This window comes from Paraburkholderia sp. BR14312 (assembly GCF_040948675.1).
Classification (GTDB): domain Bacteria; phylum Pseudomonadota; class Gammaproteobacteria; order Burkholderiales; family Burkholderiaceae; genus Paraburkholderia; species Paraburkholderia nodosa_A.
The window spans coordinates 450,605-470,507 of sequence record NZ_JBFPKI010000001.1; the positions used below are offsets into that span (position 1 = coordinate 450,605).

15 protein-coding genes are annotated in these 19,903 nt (G+C 63.2%); 8 read left to right on the top strand and 7 right to left on the bottom strand.

All coding sequences use genetic code 11. The annotated features are described in order from the left end of the window. Nucleotides 1-4: 4 nt before the first annotated feature. Nucleotides 5-385 (bottom strand): SHOCT domain-containing protein, encoded by a 381-nt coding sequence (locus tag AB3X98_RS01960; RefSeq protein ID WP_069262336.1) that lies wholly within the window; start codon nt 383-385, stop codon nt 5-7. A 131-nt stretch (nt 386-516) separates the two neighbouring features. Next, nucleotides 517-1,077, bottom strand: a complete 561-nt coding sequence (locus tag AB3X98_RS01965; RefSeq protein ID WP_368604699.1) for a hypothetical protein — start codon at nt 1,075-1,077, stop codon at nt 517-519. Between the two features lie 114 nt (nt 1,078-1,191). Between AB3X98_RS01965 and AB3X98_RS01970 the strand changes: the two genes are divergently transcribed. Next, nucleotides 1,192-3,003: a beta-galactosidase gene (locus AB3X98_RS01970; RefSeq protein WP_368604700.1), complete on the top strand. Its 1,812-nt coding sequence runs from the start codon at nt 1,192-1,194 to the stop codon at nt 3,001-3,003. Here the strand turns inward: AB3X98_RS01970 and AB3X98_RS01975 are convergent. Continuing rightward, entirely contained in the window at nt 3,000-4,922 is a 1,923-nt protein-coding gene (locus AB3X98_RS01975; protein WP_368604701.1) for an enterotoxin, read from the bottom strand. The genes AB3X98_RS01970 and AB3X98_RS01975 overlap by 4 nt on opposite strands. A 297-nt stretch (nt 4,923-5,219) precedes the next feature. Between AB3X98_RS01975 and AB3X98_RS01980 the strand changes: the two genes are divergently transcribed. The 4 genes from AB3X98_RS01980 (at nt 5,220) to AB3X98_RS01995 (ending at nt 8,908) form a co-directional block, all read left to right on the top strand. After that, nucleotides 5,220-5,516, top strand: coding sequence for a hypothetical protein (locus tag AB3X98_RS01980; RefSeq protein WP_069262339.1), 297 nt, complete (start codon nt 5,220-5,222; stop codon nt 5,514-5,516). Between the two features lie 375 nt (nt 5,517-5,891). Continuing rightward, on the top strand, nt 5,892-6,668 hold the full coding sequence (locus AB3X98_RS01985) for an ABC transporter substrate-binding protein (protein WP_368604702.1): 777 nt from the start codon (nt 5,892-5,894) through the stop codon (nt 6,666-6,668). A 94-nt stretch (nt 6,669-6,762) separates the two neighbouring features. Beyond that, nucleotides 6,763-7,878, top strand: a complete 1,116-nt coding sequence (locus AB3X98_RS01990) for a succinylglutamate desuccinylase/aspartoacylase family protein (protein ID WP_069262341.1) — start codon at nt 6,763-6,765, stop codon at nt 7,876-7,878. 334 nt (nt 7,879-8,212) lie between these two features. Beyond that, nucleotides 8,213-8,908, top strand: a complete 696-nt coding sequence (locus tag AB3X98_RS01995) for a phosphatase PAP2 family protein (protein ID WP_368604703.1) — start codon at nt 8,213-8,215, stop codon at nt 8,906-8,908. Nucleotides 8,909-8,951: 43 nt separating this feature from the next. Here AB3X98_RS01995 and AB3X98_RS02000 read toward each other — a convergent pair whose 3' ends face one another. From AB3X98_RS02000 to AB3X98_RS02010, 3 genes are read right to left on the bottom strand one after another with little or no spacing between them, the layout of a single operon-like run. Beyond that, nucleotides 8,952-10,394 carry an aldehyde dehydrogenase family protein gene (locus tag AB3X98_RS02000; RefSeq protein ID WP_368604704.1) on the bottom strand — a complete coding sequence of 481 codons (1,443 nt, stop codon included), beginning with the start codon at nt 10,392-10,394 and terminating at the stop codon, nt 8,952-8,954. Nucleotides 10,395-10,417: 23 nt separating this feature from the next. Then, nucleotides 10,418-11,596, bottom strand: a complete 1,179-nt coding sequence (locus AB3X98_RS02005) for a fumarylacetoacetate hydrolase family protein (protein ID WP_368604705.1) — start codon at nt 11,594-11,596, stop codon at nt 10,418-10,420. Between the two features lie 23 nt (nt 11,597-11,619). Next, nucleotides 11,620-13,404, bottom strand: coding sequence for an IlvD/Edd family dehydratase (locus AB3X98_RS02010; RefSeq protein ID WP_342948370.1), 1,785 nt, complete (start codon nt 13,402-13,404; stop codon nt 11,620-11,622). Between the two features lie 325 nt (nt 13,405-13,729). Between AB3X98_RS02010 and AB3X98_RS02015 the strand changes: the two genes are divergently transcribed. From AB3X98_RS02015 to AB3X98_RS02025, 3 genes are all read left to right on the top strand, one after another. Continuing rightward, on the top strand, nt 13,730-15,082 hold the full coding sequence (locus AB3X98_RS02015; protein WP_368604706.1) for an MFS transporter: 1,353 nt from the start codon (nt 13,730-13,732) through the stop codon (nt 15,080-15,082). Between the two features lie 307 nt (nt 15,083-15,389). Beyond that, nucleotides 15,390-16,172, top strand: coding sequence for an ABC transporter substrate-binding protein (locus AB3X98_RS02020; RefSeq protein ID WP_069262347.1), 783 nt, complete (start codon nt 15,390-15,392; stop codon nt 16,170-16,172). An 8-nt stretch (nt 16,173-16,180) separates the two neighbouring features. Next, the gene (locus AB3X98_RS02025) at nt 16,181-18,928 is read left to right on the top strand and encodes an EAL domain-containing protein (protein ID WP_368604707.1); all 2,748 of its coding nucleotides are present in this window, start codon (nt 16,181-16,183) and stop codon (nt 18,926-18,928) included. A gap of 29 nt (nt 18,929-18,957) precedes the next feature. Here AB3X98_RS02025 and AB3X98_RS02030 read toward each other — a convergent pair whose 3' ends face one another. Beyond that, entirely contained in the window at nt 18,958-19,863 is a 906-nt protein-coding gene (locus AB3X98_RS02030; protein ID WP_069262445.1) for an SDR family oxidoreductase, read from the bottom strand. Nucleotides 19,864-19,903: the final 40 nt, after the last annotated feature.

Genomic DNA, 19,903 nt, shown 5'->3' on the forward strand with positions numbered 1-19,903 from the left:
CTTCTCATTCGACGAGCCGCGCGCGCAGGCGCTTGTACTCGTCGTCGGTAATCGAGCCCGTCGTTTTCAGCTTGTCGAGCTTCTCGATTTCGTCCGCGACACTGTAGCCCACTATGTGGCGCAGTTCTTCGCGCGCCTTCTGCGCCCGTTCCTGGTTGCGATGCGCCATGTCCCTGCCTTGCGTGAGGACATAGGCAAATATGCCGATATAGGGCAAAACAATCAGAAAGATCACCCAGACGATCTTCAGGAAGCCCGATATATCGGTTCGACGGAACAGGTCGCTCGTGATCGTGATGAACAGCCAGAACCACAGAATGAACATGAATATCGAAAACGTATCGATAATAAAGTTCGAAAACGTAAAGCCATTTGCGAAGATCATGAATCGCCTCCGTCGGTTTTGCGTGTGTAAAACGGCAACCGCACACTGACACGGGCATCGATGGCGATACCGTGTGCGCGCGAAACGTGATGCGCGGCCGTGACGCGGCCGCCGACTGCGCTTTCGTCAGGTCAGATCAGGTCGCGCCTGCGCTCCCGGCCGCCAAACGGCACCACGGCCATGGAAATGAGATCCAGCCCGAGGAACAATCCGAGCAAGGGCAACGGCACGCTCGGGAAATTGGCGGCCAGAAAAATGGCGAGCAGGAAAGACAGCGCCGCACTGACAATGCCGATGTTGTTGATCTTCACGTCCTGCCCGACGGAAGCAATGATCTTGAAGAAGCCGTCGAGCACGAAAAAGATCATCAGCATCACGGTAAGCCCGCGAGCCCGTGCGCTGTCATTGACCAGAATGAGAATGCCGATGAGTATGGGCACGATGACTGGCGGAATGCGCCTGATAGCGAGTTTCCAGTCCTTCGTCGTGAACAGATTCAAGGCATGCACGAAGCCGCAGAACAGCAGCATCCTTGCGATGAAAAGCGTTCCGATCAGGGACCTTGTCGAGAGTGACAAGACGATGCAGAAAATTCCCGCCGCGACGAGAAGCGTTGAACTGGCAATCGGAAAAATAGCACGCTTTTTCATATTCGAATGTAACTGCGTCAATACGGTTACATAGCTCGGCATATCTGACTTGCGCGTATTCTTGCCGAATTATAGGCTTAAGCGAAATTAAGCGTTCTACTATCAGCCGTCGAAGTATAGTGCGTGAGTGTGCAAATACAAGGGCGCGATTGCACCGTGAGTCTCGAACGCAGCCACACCTTCTCGTTCAGTCCCAACGGCGAGCACTTCCTGCTCGACGGCGAACCCTTGCAGATTCGCAGCGGCGAGATGCATCCCGCGCGCATACCACGCGAGTACTGGCTGCATCGCATTCGCATGGCCAAAGCGATGGGCATGAACTGCATTGCGCTGTACATCATGTGGAACTACCACGAGACGCGCAGGGGCGTGTTCGACTTCGAAAGCGGCAACCGCGATCTCGAAGCCTTTATCCGTCTGTGTCAGCAAGAAGCGCTGTGGGTGCTGCTGCGTCCGGGGCCTTACGTTTGCGCCGAGTGGGACCTGGGAGGCCTTCCCGCTTACCTGCTGTGCGAACCGGACATCCGGCTTCGCACCGACTCCGCCAGCGATGCCCGTTACATGGCTGCGGTTGCGCGCTACATCGGCGAACTGGTTCCCCGCATCAAGCCGTTGATGATCGATGCAGGCGGGCCGATCCTGATGATCCAGATAGAGAATGAATTCGGTTCGTACGCAAGTAATCCCGCTTACCTCGAAGAACTGAGGCAGCTCTGGCTACGGGGCGGCGTAACGGGGCCCTTCTACACCGAGGACGGCCTCGCGCAACTCGAGCGCAATCGCACGACGGTGACGGGTGGCGCCATTGCATTGAGCAACGGCAACGCGGCGCAAATCGCCACGGTGCGACGCGCGTTTCCTGCCGTTCCCGCGATGGCGGGCGAGGTCTACCCGGGCTGGCTGACGCATTGGGGCGAGCCTGAATTCGCGGGACTGCATTACGATCTTTCCGCCATCTTGAGTGCATTCATGCAGTCGCAATTGTCGTTCAACCTCTATGTCATTCACGGTGGCACGAGTTTTGGCTTTTATGCCGGCGCGAATATGGACGAGTCGGGCAACTATCAACCCGATATCACGAGCTACGACTATGGCGCGCCAATTAACGAGCAAGGGGCCGCCACCGCGAAATACCTGAAGTATCGCGACATCATCGCCCATTACCTGGCCGAGCCGTTGCCGGAGATCCCGGACGCCATACCCACGGTCGCGGGCCACACCCTGACGCCCACCCTCTATGCCTCGATCTGGGACAACCTCCCCGCGCCCTTGCCAAGTGTCGCTCCGTTGCCGTTCGAGCACTACGGCCAGCCATTCGGCTTCATGCTGTATCGAAAAACGTTGCGGTCGCAACCCGCTGACGCGCTGGATATCAGCGGCGTTCACGACTATGCAACGGTCTTCGTCGGCGAGCGCTACGCGGGCGGCGTCTCGCGTGCGTGGATTCCGCACGACTATTCACAGCGGCTACGCGTGACGCATCGCGCGTCGCTCGCATTGCCCGCCGCCGCGTCCGGCGCGTTGGAGATCCTGGTAGAGGCCATGGGCCGCGTCAACTTCGGGCCTGCGATCGTCGACCGCAAAGGCCTGCTGGAGCCCGTGAAAATACATTACGCCGACGGGTCCGTTTCATCGCTCGAGGAATGGGAAGCCTTTTCGCTGCCGATGGATGAGGCGTACTTCGCCGGGTTGCAGGCACGCTGCACGAATCCGCTGAAACCCGGGCTTTTTTTCAAGGCGCGCCTCGTTATCGATGAAATCGGCGACACCTGGCTCGATATGAGCCACTGGACCAAGGGCGTAGTCTGGGTCAATGGGCACAATCTCGGTCGCTACTGGAGTATCGGCCCGCAACAGCGCTTGTTTTGCCCCGCGCCGTGGCTCACGCAAGGCGAGAACGAGGTGCTGATCTTCGACCTGCACCAGATCGAAGCGAAGCCGGTGCATCTGGCGAATGCGTTGTATTAGCCCCCAGCGGTCGGCAGCAGTTCCAGCGTGAGCACTTCGAATGGCGCGAGCTGGATTTCGCACGGCACGTCCGCGTCCAGTATTGCGGGAATGCTGCTCTTGCCTGCATGCCAGAGACTCCGCACACGAAATCGTCCTGCCGCCTCGGCCGGCAATTCCAGTTGATGCCAGAGCGCCAGTGCAAAGCGCCGCGCCTGGTCGTGCGGATTGCGCAGTGTGACGAATGCCTTGTGCGGCGCCCACGCGGCCCAGCCGTAGATGGCCGCTTCGTCGGGCGCGCCGCCGATCCAGTGGCTGTCGCGCAATACATCGCTGTTCGCGCGCGCCCACCGGGCCGCTTGCGCGAGCACGTTCCAGTCGTCTTCGCCCAGCAGCGAAGGCGTGATGTATAGCTCCTGCAATTGCGTACCGCTCGCGAAGAAGGACCGCACCTCGTGCGCGAATGCGTCGCCTGCCGGCGCATTCAGGCGCGGATTGCACTGTGCCAGCACAATGCCGTGCAGCATCAGGGAATTGAGCGGAAAGAGCGGGCTGCGCAGCACGACGTTGCGGTACGTCTGCGCGTCGCGATACGTGATCCAGCGCTCGCGGTTCGTGCCGCTGCCCGCCTGACCGTCGTCACTACCACCGCGCCAGATCGCGTCGACGTAGCGCAGCCAGAACGGCGAGGGATGCGTGCCGGTCGAGAGATTGATGAAGGTTGCCGGTTTCGCCGCGCGAATGTCGCCGATGAGCTGGATTGCCGCGTCCCAGTCGCTATCGAAAAGGCTGCCTGGAAATACACGGTCCGCGTTGCCCGTGCCGTCGAACTTGAACTGGTTCACGCCGTCTGTCGCGAGCAGGCTCATCACGACTTCGCGAAAGCGCTCGTAATAGCGAGGCCCCGATAACGCAAAGCCATTGTCGATGATCTCATAGCCCGTGGCGCGGCCGTGCGTGACGCGTTCGTCCTTCGGCGCGCAATAGCCGCCCCAGGGAGACAGCCAAACGCCGGGCGCGCCGCCATAGCGCGCCGCCGCGTCGCGCAGCGGCGCAAAGCCATGAGGAAACGCCTGGCTGAAATGCCAGCCGCCGCCAAGGTCGTCCCAGCCATCGTCGAAAAGAAACGAATCGATCTGCACGCCGCGCGCGGTATGTAACTCGTGGCCGATTGCGTCGATACGCTCCAGCGCCTGCTCCTGCGTATAAGGCGTGAGATAACCGATATCCCACCAGCTGTTGTAGTGCAGAAACGGCTGATATGGGCGAGCGCGCTCCTGCTCGAGGTATGTGGAGAAATCACGCCGCAACTGTCCGTCGCGAGCCACGCCGGCCACGGCGGAGTAAGTCAGCGTCCGGTTCTTTTCCAGCGGCAACGCGCGATGCAGCGTAAAAGCGATGCTATCTGCCTCCACGTGGCTGGTTGCAAGCGGCAACTCGAAGCCCAGGTAGAAGCTGCCCGCGACGACCGGCGTGCCCTTGCGTTCACTGCCGGTCTGCGCGGCGGCAGCGCGCGCCTGCAGCAATGAAACGACGCCAATGGCTTCGTCCAGGCGCAGGGCCGTCACGTTTAGCGTCATGCGCAGATATCGCGCGCCGTCGCGCTGCTCTACGCTCCATTGAATCGCGAGACGCCCCTGGGCGTCGCCCAGCGTGATGCTCACGCGCTGGCCCTCACCGCGTTCGGCCAGGCGCGATGCGTGCGGGTTGGCCGCGAGCGCGTCTTCCCGTACCGGTGCAAGCACCCGCAGTCCGGCCAGACCGAGCGTGGTGCCATCCGCGAACGTCAGCGTGAACGGCGCGACGATCGGCAGCTCGCATGCTCTTGCGCAATCGACGAGCGAGAAGCGAGTGAGGTGTTCGTCCTCGAGTGTCCAGCGCAATGCAACGGCTTGATTCCCGAACGAGCAGACATCGCCCTGCGTCCGGAATTCAGGCATGGAGGCTTGCGTAGCAGTTCGATCGTCGGTGCACATGGGAAACCTGTCCCGGACGCGAGCAACCTCTGTAGGGTAATGGCAAAGGCATAACCGTGTAATGGCCCCAAAGCGGCGGCCCCACACAACCGGACATTCAGATCCGCGCAACTACCTTATGAGAACCTTAAGCTCGCTATTTTTTCGCGCGGCCTTACCAGCGGTTACACGATTGACAAATCTGCGCATCCCGTCCGTAAGCCCAGCGACTAGAATCCGCTTCCATCGCAACCGCGTCCGTTGACTGGAATAGAGATCATCATGAATCGCCTGACGTTTTATCTTCTCGCAGGACTCGCAGGGACGTGTGTCAGCACAGCGGCATCCGCCCATGCCGATATCGGTGTCTATCTCGGCGTTCCCGGTCCGGTCTATGCCGCGCCCGAGCCGGTGTACGAGGCACCGCCGCCCGTCGTGTATGCGGCACCGCCCGCTGCGGTTTACGAACCGGCCCCGGCCTACGGCTACTACCGCTACGACCACGACGAAGGCGAACACCACTGGCACGACCACGGCCGTCATCGTGGCTGGGAACATCACCACGGCGACGACGATTGATCGGCGCGCCCGCCAGCTCTTGTTCGTTGCGCGCGCAACCTCATGCGCGCGCCTGCCTCTCCCTACGTGTGCAAAGTCCGTCGCTCCCTCCCTGCGACAGCAGTCCTGTTCGGCCACGTCAGGCTAGGCCCATCAAAGTTGTCTAGCCAATAAACGCTTACAACGCACGCCCGACCCCACCTCCCGCCCTTCCTTCCCGTGTGCACCGCGCACATGTCTGCACGTTTACACCGTCCGCCAGCAAAAACCCTAGTTGTCTCAATATGTGAGAGCCGTTATCTTGTCTATACAACACGGCTGACGTGACAGCCCGCTGTTGACCATGCCGCCATCCGTCATGGCGGCGTCGAAAGCCATACTGGAGACTCCACGTCAATGAAGAAGTTTGCCCTGTGCATTGCGATGCTCGCCGTCGCCACCTCGGTCTGTGCGAAGGACTGGACCACCGTCCGCTTTGGCGTGGACGCAAGTTATCCCCCGTTCGAATCGAAGAGCACGGACGGCAAGCTGGTCGGCTTCGACATCGACGTCGGCAACGAAATCTGCAAACGCATCAACGCGAAGTGCGTGTGGGTGGAAAGCGAATTCGACGGCATGATTCCGGCGCTCAAGGCGAAGAAGTTCGACGCCGTCCTCTCCTCGATGTCGATGACGCCGCAGCGCGAAGCGCAAATCGCGTTCTCCTCAAAAGTCTTCCACACGCCTAGCCGTCTCGTCGCGAAGAAGGGCTCGAGCCTCCAGCCCACGGCGGATTCGTTGAAGGGCAAGACGGTCGGCGTCGAACAGGGCACGACCCAGGAAGCCTACGCAAAAGCCAATTGGGCGCCGAACGGTGTGAAGATCGTGCCTTACCAGGATCAGGACCAGGTCTATGCGGACCTGCTCTCGGGCCGCCTCGACGCCGCGCTGCAAGACGCCGTGCAAGCCGACCTGAGCTTCCTGAAGACCCCGCGCGGCGCAGGCTTCGCGTTCACGAACGGCGAACTGAGCGATCCCAGCGGCATTCTCGGCAACGGCGCCGCCATCGGCCTGCGCAAGGACGAGGCCGACCTGAAGGCAAAGATCGACAAGGCACTCGCGGACATGCTCAAGGACGGCACGTACAAGAAGATCGAATCGCGCTACTTCGCATTCGACGTGTACGGTTCCTGAGTCTGACCGGAGCACATGATTAGCGACGAAGGCGCGGGAAACTCCCGCGCCTTTTGCCCTTTCCGCCGCCCGCAACTTCCGTCCTCACGCCATCATGCAGATCCAGACCCATCCGCTCATTTCGCCGGCGCTCGGCACCGCGCGGCACCTTACGAGCTTCCACTACGGCCCCACCGGCGCACAGAAGATCTACATCCAGTCGTCGCTGCACGCCGACGAACTGCCGGGCATGCTCGTCGCCTGGGCCCTGCGCCAACGCCTTGCCGCGCTCGAAGCCGCAGGCAAGCTGCGCGGCGAGGTCGTCGTCGTGCCCGTGCCCAATCCTATCGGCCTCAATCAGCGCCTGCTCGGTCAGCTGCTCGGCCGTTTCGAAAGCGGCACCGCGGCCAACTTCAACCGCCACTTCCACGATCTCGCCGAACTCGTGCTCCCGCGTGTCGGCTCTCGCCTGAGCGGCGACGCACAGCAGAACGTGGCCGTCGTGCGCGCTGCGATGCGCGAGGCACTCGACGAACAGACGCCCACCACGGAACTCGGCTCGCAGCGTCTTGCGCTTCAACGCCTGTCGTACGACGCCGATGTCGTGCTCGACCTGCATTGCGACTTCGAAGGTGCGATGCATCTCTACACGAACCCCGACCTGTGGGCCGATGTCGAGCCGCTCGCGCGCTATCTGGAAGCGAAGGCGTCGCTCTTCGCGCTCAATTCGGACGGCAATCCCTTCGACGAGATTCACAGCTTCTGCTGGTCCGCGCTGCGCGAGCGCTACGGCGAACGCTTTCCGATTCCCAACGGTGCGGTGTCCGTGACGATCGAGTTGCGCGGCCAGGCAGACGTGAGCTACGACTTCGCCGAACGCGACGCGAACGCCATCGTCAACTACCTCACGCATCGCGGTGTGATCGAGGGCACGCCCGCGCCGCTGCCTGCGCTCGAATACGCGGCCACGCCGTTCGCGGGCGCCGAAACGCTCATTGCGCCGGCCTCCGGCGTGCTCGTGTTCCGCACGCCGGTTGGCGTGAGGGTCGAACCGGGTCAGCCGATTGCCGATGTGGTCGATCCGCTGACCGATCGCGTCGTCACGATCACGAGCTCCGTGACCGGCATGCTGTACGCACGCCAACGCACGCGCTTCGCCACGGCGGGGATGGAAGTGGCGTGGGTGGCAGGCGCCACGCCGCTGCGCAGCGGCTCCCTGCTGCCTGGCTAGGCGATGAAACCGGGCAAATCGCCCGAAACGATGTGGGGTCATACCCGATAACGGACACGTTGTGCGGCCCGGTTCGTTTGGAAACGAAACGATATGTGACGGGGCGTAACAGCGGGCCGGCAGGCACGCCGCACAGGACGATGCCTGCCGCTGCGGCGCAGTGAGGGCGGGAGCAAGCACGATTTACACTTGCTTTCGATTCTTTACCTATGCGCGCTGAATTGAAACTTACGATGGCTAGCGCCTGGAACATCGGGCCCCAAGGCGGCCGGAGACCTCCGTTTCCGGCCGCCTTGCTCATTCGTAAATAAGTCAGCGGAATGGCCCACAATAAATGAACAGCTTCGATACCGTCATTCTGGGAGCCCTCACCCAAGTCGATCTGCCGCCACTGCTCAATCATGCGATCCGGGTGATGGTGGGACTCTATACGTTCAAGGGGTATTTCCTCATCCCGCTCATCTGGTGGATCTGGTTTCAGCCGAACGAGCGGCGCGAGTGGCGGCGCGAGATGATGATCGCCACGGTGACGAGCGGCCTGATCGCGCTCGCCGTGGGACGCCTCCTCGCGCGTTTACTGCCGTTCCGCCAACGGCCGCTATTCAATCCCGATCTGCATCTGCATTTCGCCTCGTCGTCGCTGCGGGCGGCCGGGCTCACCGACTTCAGTTCGTTCCCGAGCGATCACGCCATGCTGTGGGTGGCGATTGCGATGGGGATCTTGCTGGTATGGCGTGTGGTCGGCGCGCTGGTGATGTTATACGTGGTACTCGTTATCTGCCTGCCGCGTGCGTATCTGGGCTATCACTACCCCACGGATTTGATCGCGGGCGCCGCAATCGGCGTGGTGATTACCTGGCTGATGACGCGCGACGCAGTCAGGAAGCGGACCGCCGAGCCCGCTCTGCGCCTGATGGTGCGCTTTCCCGGGGCGGCTGCCGCATTCACATTTCTCGTGTGTTTCGAACTGGTCACGCAATTCGACGATCTGCTGCGGCTCGCCCACTCCGTGGTGCACGGCATGATCTGAACACCGGCGCGGGCGGCGTCTTCCGTACGCCGCCCGCGCGGCTTCACACTGCGCCCGGATTGACGTACGCCGTCTTGACCGTGGTGTAAAACTCGCGAGCGTAGCTGCCCTGCTCGCGCGGGCCGTAGCTCGAACCCTTGCGGCCGCCGAACGGCACGTGATAGTCCACGCCCGCCGTCGCGGTGTTCACCATCACCATGCCGGCCTGCACATGGCGGCGGAAATGGTTGGCATGACTGAGCGAAGTCGTGCAGATGCCGGCCGACAGACCGAACTCCGTGTCGTTCGCCACGGCGAGCGCCTCGTGATAGTCCTTCACCTTGATGACCGAGGCGACGGGGCCGAACACTTCTTCGCGGTTGATGCGCATTTGCGATGTCGTGCCGGTGATCAGCGCGGGGGCAAGGAAGTAGCCGCGCGTGGCGCCTTCCACACGCTCGCCGCCGTACACCTCGCCGCCCTCTTCACGCGCGATCGCAATGTAGCGCTCGTCCTGCTGAAGCTGCTTGTCGTCCACCACCGGCCCGATATGCGTGCCGTCCGCCAGCGCGTCGCCCGTCTTCAGCGTTTTCATGCGCGCCTTCATCGCTTCGATGAAACGGTCGTGAATGCCTTCGGTCACGATGAGGCGGCTCGACGCCGTGCAGCGCTGCCCCGTCGAGAAGAATGCGCCGTTGATGCAGGCGTCCACGGCGACGTCGAGATTGGCGTCGTCGAGCACGACCATGGGATTCTTGCCGCCCATTTCCAGCTGGAACTTCTTGCCCGTTGCAAAACACTTCGCGCCGATCGCGCGGCCCGTCGGGACCGAGCCGGTGAAACTCACGGCATCGACATCGGGCGAGCTGACGATCGCCTCGCCCACCACCGAGCCGCGCCCCATCACGAGGTTGATCACGCCGGCCGGCGTGCCCGCTTCCGCAATGATTTTCACGAGCTCCCACGTGCTGGCCGGCACGAGGTCGGCAGGCTTGATGACGACCGTGTTGCCATAGGCCAGCGCGGGCGCGATCTTCCAGGCGGGAATGGCGATCGGAAAGTTCCAGGGCGTAATGAGCCCGATCACGCCGATCGGCTCGCGCGTCACCTCGACGGTCATGCCGGGCCGCACCGAAGGCACGATCTCGCCGCCAAGGCGCAGCGCCTCGCCGGCGAAGAACTTGAAGATCTGCGCCGCGCGGCCCACCTCGCCGATGGCCTCGGGCAGCGTCTTGCCCTCTTCGCGCGCCAGCACGCGGCCCAACTCGGCCTTGCGCGCGAGAATGACACTGCCCACCTGGTCGAGCAGATCGAAGCGTTGCTGCGGCGTGGAGAGCGACCATTGCGCAAAGGCCTTGCGCGCGGCGGCGATGGCGTCGCGCGTCTGCGCGTCGTCTGCCTGCGCGAACTCGCCGATCGCGTCGTCGAGATTGGAGGGATTGATGTTGGTGGATGCCGTAGCGCCGCGCACCCACTGGCCGCCGATGTAATTGTCGAACTGGTTCATGTCGCGTTTCCCGATTCAGTGGCTCACAGCAATCCGCGCGCAGCCAGATTGCGATAGAGCGCGCGCACGCCGAAGGTCCACGGCGCGAGAGCCGTGCTCAATTGCACGGTGTTGATCAGCGCGCCGAGTTCCGGCGCGGAAATGGTGACCTTGTCGCCAAGGTGGTGCGTAAAGCCGCCGCCTTGCGTGTCGCGATCCTTGATCGGCGAGAACATGGTGCCGAGAAAGAGCATGAAACCGTCGGGATACTGGTGATGCGGGCCCCACGTCTGCGCCACGAGGTCGGCCGGATCGCGGCTGATTTCGCTCATGTGGCTGATGCCTTCCAGGACGAAGTCGTCGTCCGTGCCCTCCACGCGCAGCGCGACGCTCGTCTTGCGCACCGTGTCGAGGCTGAACGACTGGTCGAACAGACGCACGAACGGGCCGATCGCGCACGAGGCGTTATTGTCCTTGCACTTGCCGAGCAGCAGCGCCGAGCGGCCTTCGATGTCGCGCAGATTGACGTCGTTGCCGAGCGTCGCGCCGACAATCTCGCCGCGGCTGTTCACGGCCAGCACGATTTCCGGCTCGGGGTTGTTCCAGACCGAAGCGGCCAGCAAGCCGACAGCCGCGCCAAAGCCCACCGCCGACATGGGCTGCGACTTCGAAAACACTTCCGCGTCGGGCCCGATGCCCACTTCCATGTACTGGGACCACGCGCCGCGCCGCTCGAGTTCCGCCTTGAGCTTCATCGCTTCGTCCGAGCCCGGCTTGATCTTCGAGAGATCGGTGCCGATCGTGGCCGCGATGGTTTCGCGCACCTCCTGCGCTTTCGCGGGATCGCCGCCCGCCTGCTCTTCGATCACGCGCTCGATCAGGCTCACCGCGAACGTCACACCGCAGGCCTTGATGGCCTGCACGTCGTTGGGCGCGAGCAGACGCAGCGCTGGCTCCCCGCTGCCGGGCAAATTCGCTTCGATCAGCTTCTGCACCGGGCCGAGCGATTCGCCGCTCACGGTGCGCGCGAATTGCGCGAGGTCCTCGCGGTCGAACAGATCCGCGGTGGTCGGCGCGCTGGCCGTGATATCGATGACTTCGCCGTTGCGCACGAGCACGACGGAGGGGCCTTCATGTTCGCCTGCCTTGCGCCACACGCGGCCAACGAGCAGCGCCTGCCCGACATCGCCGGGAAGCCAGTTTGAGGGGGTGTTCGAGGTCATGGTGCGTCCAGTTGAGTGTCCGGTTAATGCGAATGGCGCGGGTTGCCGCGCTCGGCGATCACTTTCAGATAAAGCGTGGCGGGTTCGAGGCATCCGCCCGTCGACAATTGCCCCACCGTCTTGCGGTAAAGCTCCTGCCAGGGCGTCTGTGCAGGCGGCACCTCGAAGTGCGCAGTTTCGCGGCGGCGCGCCAGCTCGGCTTCGTCGACCAGCACGTTCACGCTGCGCGCGTTCAGATCCACACGAATGCGGTCGCCTGTTTGCAGCAGCGCGAGGCCGCCGCCCACCGCCGCCTCGGGCGACATGTTCAGGATCGACGGGCTCGCCGACGTACCGCTCTGTCGGCCATCGCCCAGCGTGGGCAGTGACGTGATGCCCTGGCGCACGAGTTCCGCCGGCGGCGCCATGTTCACCACTTCGGCGCTGCCGGGATAGCCGACCGTGCCGGTGCCGCGAATCACCAGAATGCAGTGCTGGTCGATTTCGAGCGACGGGTCGTTGATGCGTGCATGGTAGTCCTCTGGACCGTCGAACACGATGGCGCGTGCCTCGAAGGTGTTTTCCGCACCCGGCTCGCTCAGATAGGTTTGCCGGAAGGCGTCGCCGACCACCGACATCTTCATGATCGCGCTGTCGAAGAAGTTGCCCGAGAGCACCATGAAGCCTGCGCCGTGCTTGAGCGGGTCATCGGTTGTCCTGATGACTTCGCGATCGGGCTCGGGCGTGCCGTCGGCGATGGCGCCGATGGTGCGGCCCGATACCGTGAGGCATTCGCGATGCACGAGACCCGCGCGATCGAGTTCGCGCAGCACGCCGGGCACGCCGCCCGCGCGGTGGAAGCTCTCGCCCAGATACTCGCCTGCCGGCATGCAGTTCACGATGAGCGGCACCTGTTCGCCGACGCGTTGCCAGTCTTCGAGGCTCAGCTCGATGCCCATGTGCCGCGCGATCGCGATGAGGTGCGGCGGGCAGTTGGTCGACGCACCCAGCGCGGAGGCCACGACGATGGCATTCTCGAACGCCTCTTTCGTCATGATGCGCGAAGGCCGCATGTCATAGCGCACGAGGTCGACAATGCGCTTGCCGGTTGCGTACGCCATCTGGCCTCGCTCGCGGTAAGCGGCCGGAATGCTGGCGCAGCCGGGCAGCGACATGCCCAGCGCTTCGGCGAGGCTGTTCATCGACAACGCCGTACCCATCGTGTTGCAGTGGCCGATGGAGGGCGACGAGGCCGTCGTGAGCTCCATGAAGCCCTCGTAGTCGATCTCGCCTGCCGCCAGCAGATTGCGCGCATGCCAGATGACCGTGCCCGACCCGACGCGCTGGCCGTTATGCCAGCCGTCGAGCATTGGGCCGCCCGACAGCACGATGGCGGGCATGTCGACCGTTGCCGCGGCCATCAGGCACGCGGGCGTGGTCTTGTCGCAGCCCGTGGTCAGCACCACGCCATCGAGCGGGAAACCGTGAAGAATTTCGACGAGACCCAGATAGGCCAGATTGCGGTCGAGCGCCGCCGTGGGCCGGCGGCTCTGCTCAGCGAGCGGATGGACCGGAAATTCCATTGGGATGCCGCCCGCGTCGCGAATGCCCGCCTTGGTGCGGGCCGCCAGCTCGATATGGTGACGGTTGCAGGGCGCGAGATCGCTCCCTGTTTGCGCAATACCGATGATGGGGCGGCCCGATTGCAGTTCTTCCCGGGTCAGACCGTAATTCATGAAGCGCTCGACATAGAGCGCGGTCATGTCCGCATGGGCCGGGTCGTCGAACCATTCCTGGCTGCGCAGGCGCCGTGCGTTGGGCTGGGTCATATCACTCACTTGCTTGTTCCTTGTCTCGACGATGTGGCACGCAGGTCCGCGCCATTTGTTATCGGTAACATTTCTGGATATTAGCACTTTGCATGCGCCCTGTGCACCAGGTGAGACCACGCGTTTTCCCGACTTCGGCGCCCGCGACCGACTTGCCGTGGCGCCTCGTCTCATGCTAATTTAGCGCCCGCTGTGTTACCGATAACAAAACAGTGCGCTGTTCACAGCCAGCGCAGAGATCCAGCAAGGCACACCACGAAGCTCGTGGAATCGCCTCCCCAGTACCGGGAGCGTTCAAAGGCATATGTGAAAGGAGACACATCCCATGCCAACCCTGACCCAGATTGCGGACTCGCCGGCCGCCGTCAACGAAGCCGAAGAACGGCTGTACCGCAAGGTACTGAAGCGCATCTTGCCGCTTCTGCTTCTGTGCTATGTCGTCGCCTACCTCGACCGCGTAAACGTCGGCTTTGCCAAGCTGCAGATGCTCGATTCGCTCGGTTTGAGCGACAGTATCTATGCGGTGGGCGCAAGCATTTTCTTCTGGGGATACTTCCTCTTCGAGATGCCGAGCAATCTGCTCCTGCATCGCTATGGCGCGCGTTTCTGGATTGCGCGCATCATGGTGACGTGGGGCATCGTGTCTTCGTCGCTCGCCTTTATCGCGCCGCTTGCGAGTTTCTTTCACGTGCAGACCTCGACGATGTTCTACATCCTGCGGTTTCTGCTCGGCGTCTGCGAAGCGGGGTTTTTCCCCGGCATCATTCTTTACCTGAACTACTGGTTTCCGGCGCGTCGCCAGAGCGTCGCGATGTCGGGGTTCCTGATCGCCATTCCGGTGAGCCTCACGCTCGGCGGCATTATCTCGGGCTGGCTGATGGAAAACACGCATGGCCTGTTCGGCCTGGGCGGCTGGCAGTGGATGCTGTTGCTCGAAGGCATTCCTTCGATTCTCGTCGCCTTCGTGGTGCTGCTGCGCATGGGCGACGGCATTCAGTCGGCGACATGGCTGAGCGCCGCCGAAAAAGCCGTGCTGCAAAAGAATCTCGAACAGGAAAGCGCGAAAAAAACGCATAGCGCCGTGGCAGCGCTGAAAAGCCCGCGTGTCTGGCTGCTGACGTTCATCCTGCTGACCTTCAATACCGGCTTCTATGGCCTGGCATTCTGGCTGCCTTCCATCATCAAGGCTTCCGGTGTGAAGAGCACGTTCAACATCGGCTTGCTGACCGCCATTCCCTACCTCAGCGCCGTCGTCGCCATGATCTGGAATGCGTCACACTCGCGCAAGACGGGCGAGCGCCGCCTGCATGCGGCCATTCCGGCCTGTATCGGCGGCGTCGGCCTGATTCTGAGCGCACTCTTCGCGCACAACGTGCCGCTCTCGATCGTATTCCTGACGATCGCCACCTGCGCGATCCTCGGGCTCATGCCGATTTACTGGACGTTCCCGGGGCAGATTCTCTCCGGCACGGCCGCGGCGGCCGGTATTGCGCTCATCAACTCGGTCGGCAATCTCTCCGGCTTCACGGGTTCCATGATCACCAGCGTGGCGAAGGACCTGACCGGCGACATCAACAACGGCACCTATGCGCTGGGCGCCTGTCTGCTGGTGAGCTGCGTTCTGATTCTGTCGATTCCGCAAAGCATGCTGAACCGCGACCCGGTGGAAGAGAACTGAACGTTATGCGAATCGGCTAGATCGTCCGTTGCGAGGGCCACCTTCCACCACCTTCCGGCTGGGCCCTCCTTACACGAACCCGTTTTGAAAATTGCGTCGGCCTTGCGCCGGCGCTTTTTTTTTGGCCTCTGCGCTTTGGCGGTCACGGGCAATCGTCCCACCTGAACACCCCAGCGCCCGCACGAAAAGCGTGCAAAAAAAACAATTGGAATTGTCTCAAGAATTGAAGCACGCTGCCGATAAGACGTGGAGTCTGTTTTCCGCCCAGTGCACCGCTATCGGGCCATTGACACGCAACGGAGACGCTGTGATTCGAACCTGCCTTGGCGGCCTGCTGCTCGCGCTCGGTTGCATTGGCACCGCGGTTGCCGCGGGCCCCGACTGCTCGCGCTCATTTACGCTCGCCTTACACGATCACGGGCTGCTCTACTCCGTCGACACCGACACGGGAATCGACAAGGACTTCGCTGACGCCCTCGCGCGGCGCAGCGGCTGCCAGATTCGCGTGAGCCTGATGTCGCGCGCACGCATCTGGAAGCTCATCGAATCGGGCGCGCTCGATTTCAGTCTGTCGGGCATTGCCAACGAAGAGCGCAATCAATACGCGGATTTTGCCTGGTACTTCAGCAACAAGTACTATCTGCTGGTTCGCAAGGATTCAGGCATTCATCAACTGGCCGATTTCGAGCACAACGACAAGTTTCAGCTCGGCGTGATCCGCAGCTTCCGCTATAGCGAGTCGGCCAACCGGCTGGTCGATTCGCTCTCGGCCGAAAACCGCGTGAGTCAGGCCGGGGGCCTCGAGCCGCTTTACCAGGCGCTGATCCTTGGCCGCATTCAGGGAATGATCATCGAGCCGTTCGATTATCCCGCCATCGATGAAGCGAAGATTCGGAGCGTGACCAATATCGTGGAGTTCGACGATCCACCCATTCCGCATGGACTCATCATGTCGAAGAAGGCGCTTTCGCCCGAGGAGCGGGACAAGTGGCGCGCCCTCGTCAACGAAATGATCGCGGACGGCACGGTGCGGCGCATCTTCACGAAGTATTTCAAGCCTGACCTCGCCGATTCGATGGTCCCCTTCTAGACGCCGCCATGACCCGGACGCGCCTCGTTCTGCTCCCGCTACTGGTTCTCGCCGCCGCGCTCGGCGTGACCTGGACGCTCTGGAACCACGAGCGGGAAGCGGCTCGCCACGAACTGCTGACGCAGTTCGATTACTCACTCGGCGACGTCGTGAGCCGCATCGAACAGCGCATGGGCACTTACCAGCTGTTGCTGCGCGGCGTGCAGAGCCTCTTTGCCGCCACCGGCGAGGTCGATCGCGACGCGTTCCGGGCGTACGTCAATACACTCACTCTCGACGCCAACTTTTCCGGCATCCAGGCCATCGGCATCGTCGCGTGGGTGCCGCAAACGCAAAAGGCCGCACATATCACGGCCATGCAGCAGCGCGGCGTGCCGGGCTACTCGATCCAGCCCGACGGTCCGCGCGCGAACTACGCACCCATCATCCAGCGCGAGCCGTATATCGGCGCCAACCGCGCGGCGCCCGGTTTCGACGCCTGGGCCGACCCGGTGCGCCGGCGCGCCATGGAGCAGGCGCGCGACACCGGCATGGCGACCATTTCAGGAAAGGTGCGCCTCTCGGTCGACACCGATCCCGCCGCCGACCCCGGCTTCGTGATGTATATGCCCGTCTACGCACGCGGCTCGGCGCCGGAAAACGCCACGGAACGCCAGGCGCAGCTGGTGGGCTGGGTCTATGCGTCCTTTCGCATGCACGACGTCATTGCCAGCCTTTACGGCGAGGAACCGCCCGGCCTTTCGGTCTCCATCTACGACGGCGTGGAATCGTCGCCGGACGCGTTGCTCTACAGAACGTCGGGTGCCCCGGCCCCTCACCTGCCCAGCGATCTTTCGGCAACCGAATATCTGGTGGTCTGCGGACACGACTGGATGCTCAAGCTGATGGCGCGCGACGGCTTCAAGGCGCGCTTCGGCCGCGACGCGGCAACGCTCATCGCGATCACCGGAACGGGTCTGAGCCTGCTGCTCGCGCTGCTCACGCGCCTCATGATGACGGGCCGCAGCCGCGCGATACGTCTTGCCTCGTCGATGACGAAGGAACTGCGCGAAAGCGAGGAAAAATTCCGCGCCATTGCGGACTGTACGGTCAACTGGGAAATCTGGTGGTCGCCGGAAGGCAAGCCGCGCTGGATCAATTCGGCGGTGGAGCAGTACATCGGCTATACCGTCGACGAATGCATGGCCATGAGCGACTTCGCCTGCACCGTGATCTATCCGGGCGATGCCTCCTACGTCGCGCCCGAGTTCCGCGGCGCGCAACTGGGCTCGCGTGGCGACAATCTGGAGTTCCGCTGCGTGCGCAAAGACGGCTCGCTCATGTGGCTCTGCGCCTCGTGGGTGCCGATTACCGACTCGAAAGGCGACTTCATCGGTTTCCGCACGAGCGGGCGCGACATCACCGAGCGCAAGATCGCCGACCAGCGCATCAAGGAACTGGCCTTCTACGACGCGCTCACCGGCTTGCCCAATCGCACGCTGCTGCTCGACAACCTGAAAGACGCCCTGACCGACAGCGCAAGAAACGGCACGAGCGGCGCCCTGCTGTTCATCGATCTGGATCACTTCAAGACGCTGAACGATACGCTGGGTCACGACAAGGGCGACCTGCTGCTGCAGGAAGTGGCCAAACGCCTGGCGGCGAGCATACCCGCGGGCGACACCGTGGCGCGCGTGGGCGGCGACGAGTTCGTCGTCGTGGTGGGCAACCTGAACCCCGTTCCCTGCGAAGCGGCCCGCCAGGCCGAGGCCCTGGGCGAGCGGATTCTCGCCGTGCTCGGGAATCCTTATCGACTCGACGAGATCGACTACCGCAGCACGGCGAGCATCGGCGCAACCGTATTCAAGGGCTTCCAGGCGACGACAGACGACCTCATGAAGCAGGCCGACCTCGCCATGTACAAGTCCAAGGAACGCGGACGCAACGCGGTGCGCCTCTTCGACCCCGACATGCAGACGGTCGTGGTGGAACGTGCCGCGCTCGAAGCGGCACTGCGCGAAGCCATCGAGAACGAAGAGTTCGTGCTTCACTACCAGATGCAGATCGACAGCGGCCGGGTCACCGGCGTCGAGGCGCTGGTACGCTGGCGTCATCCGCTGCGCGGGCTCGTGTACCCGGCCGATTTCATTCCCGTGGCCGAGGAAACCGGGCTCATCGCCGAGCTGGGCAGCTGGGTGCTGCGCGCGGCCTGCACCCAGCTGGCGCGCTGGGCCACGCAGCCCGACACGGAGCATCTGACCATTGCGGTCAACGTCAGCGCGCAGCAGCTGCACCAGCCCGACTTCGTGCAAAGCGTGCTGGCCACGCTCGAACAGACTGGCGCAAGAGCGGACCGGCTCAAGCTCGAGTTGACCGAAAGCGTGCTGGTCGACAACGTGCAGGAGATCATCGAGAAGATGGAGGCGCTCAAGGCGAACGGCGTCGTCTTCGCGCTCGACGACTTCGGCATCGGCTATTCGTCGCTTTCGTATTTGAGGCGCCTGCCGCTCGCTCAACTGAAGATCGATCGATCCTTCGTGCGCGATGTCCTCGTCGACCCGAACGACGCCGCGATCGCCCGCACCATCGTGGCGCTCGCGCACAGCCTGGGCCTCGGCGTGATCGCCGAAGGGGTCGAGACCGAAGAGCAGCGCGCCTTCCTCGCCTCGGCCGGGTGTTACGCGTATCAGGGCTATCTGTTCTGCCGCCCGATTCCTGTCGAGGAGTTCGAAGCGGCATTGCGCGGGCTCGAGGCGTCGGAGTGCCTCACGGAGTAAGCGCGCCCCGCCGCCCGCCGCCGGTGGCATCACGCGTCGCCGTGCCCGCGCGGCACGAGCAGGTCGGAGAGGCCCACGCGATGCAGCATCTCCGCCCGCACGCGGTCCAGTACGGCAAAGCCAACGTCCGCGCCATCCTGGGTCGGGTCCACGTGCACCCGGAAGGGCCGCTTCCCGAAGGGGGCATCGACCACATCGACGATCGCCTCGGCCACGAGGCCCACGTCGGCTTGCGGCGGCACGATGGCGGCAAACGCCTCCTGGATCTGCTCGCCGAACCCGGCATAGGGGCCGGCTTCATAGGCGGCGACGACGCCCTTGTCTTCCGGGCTGCCCGCATGCGAAAAGTGATTCGTGCCCGAGGTGAAGGCGCCCGGCACGATGATCGACGTTTCGATGCCCCAGCGCGCAAGCTCGCGTGCGTACTGCACCGCAATCGCATCCATGGCGGCCTTCGCCGCAAAATACGGCGCGAGATAAGGCGGCGTGCCGCCCGCGGAACTGCTGCTCGACACCCACACCACGAGGCCCTCCCGCCGCTCGCGCATGTGCGGCAGCACCGCGCGGTTCACCCGCTGCGTGCCCAGCACGTTGATGTCGTACAGGTGTGCATACTGCTCCGGGCTGAACGCTTCGGCCGGCCCGAAGGCCATGTGGCCCGCGTTGTGGACGATCACATCGATACGCCCGCTTGTGGCAATTACGCGGGCGATGCCCGCGTCCACGGACGCCTGTGACTGCACGTCGAGTTCGACGGTGCGCAGATCCACGCCCTTGTGCAGCGAAAATTCCGCCATCTGCGCGACGACCGGGGCGTTGCGCCCGGCGCTCGCGCGCATGGACGCGTAGACGGTATGACCGGCGCTCGCGAGTGCTTCGGCAGCGAGGCGGCCAAAACCGCTCGATGCGCCGGTAACGACAATGACCTTCTTCATGATGGGCTCCTTGTTCGTCATGAAACGCTTGATCAGGACA

What these genes read in the sequence shown, in the direction of transcription:
- AB3X98_RS02015 (WP_368604706.1), top strand. Translation starts at nt 13,730, where the DNA reads ATGCCAACCCTGACCCAGATTGCGGACTCGCCGGCCGCCGTCAACGAA.
- AB3X98_RS01990 (WP_069262341.1), top strand. Translation starts at nt 6,763, where the DNA reads ATGCAGATCCAGACCCATCCGCTCATTTCGCCGGCGCTCGGCACCGCG.
- AB3X98_RS01975 (WP_368604701.1), bottom strand. Translation starts at nt 4,922, where the DNA reads ATGCCTGAATTCCGGACGCAGGGCGATGTCTGCTCGTTCGGGAATCAA.
- AB3X98_RS02005 (WP_368604705.1), bottom strand. Translation starts at nt 11,596, where the DNA reads ATGACCTCGAACACCCCCTCAAACTGGCTTCCCGGCGATGTCGGGCAG.
- AB3X98_RS02030 (WP_069262445.1), bottom strand. Translation starts at nt 19,863, where the DNA reads ATGAAGAAGGTCATTGTCGTTACCGGCGCATCGAGCGGTTTTGGCCGC.
- AB3X98_RS02010 (WP_342948370.1), bottom strand. Translation starts at nt 13,404, where the DNA reads ATGACCCAGCCCAACGCACGGCGCCTGCGCAGCCAGGAATGGTTCGAC.
- AB3X98_RS01985 (WP_368604702.1), top strand. Translation starts at nt 5,892, where the DNA reads ATGAAGAAGTTTGCCCTGTGCATTGCGATGCTCGCCGTCGCCACCTCG.
- AB3X98_RS01995 (WP_368604703.1), top strand. Translation starts at nt 8,213, where the DNA reads ATGAACAGCTTCGATACCGTCATTCTGGGAGCCCTCACCCAAGTCGAT.
- AB3X98_RS01960 (WP_069262336.1), bottom strand. Translation starts at nt 385, where the DNA reads ATGATCTTCGCAAATGGCTTTACGTTTTCGAACTTTATTATCGATACG.
- AB3X98_RS02000 (WP_368604704.1), bottom strand. Translation starts at nt 10,394, where the DNA reads ATGAACCAGTTCGACAATTACATCGGCGGCCAGTGGGTGCGCGGCGCT.
- AB3X98_RS01980 (WP_069262339.1), top strand. Translation starts at nt 5,220, where the DNA reads ATGAATCGCCTGACGTTTTATCTTCTCGCAGGACTCGCAGGGACGTGT.
- AB3X98_RS02025 (WP_368604707.1), top strand. Translation starts at nt 16,181, where the DNA reads ATGACCCGGACGCGCCTCGTTCTGCTCCCGCTACTGGTTCTCGCCGCC.
- AB3X98_RS01965 (WP_368604699.1), bottom strand. Translation starts at nt 1,077, where the DNA reads ATGCCGAGCTATGTAACCGTATTGACGCAGTTACATTCGAATATGAAA.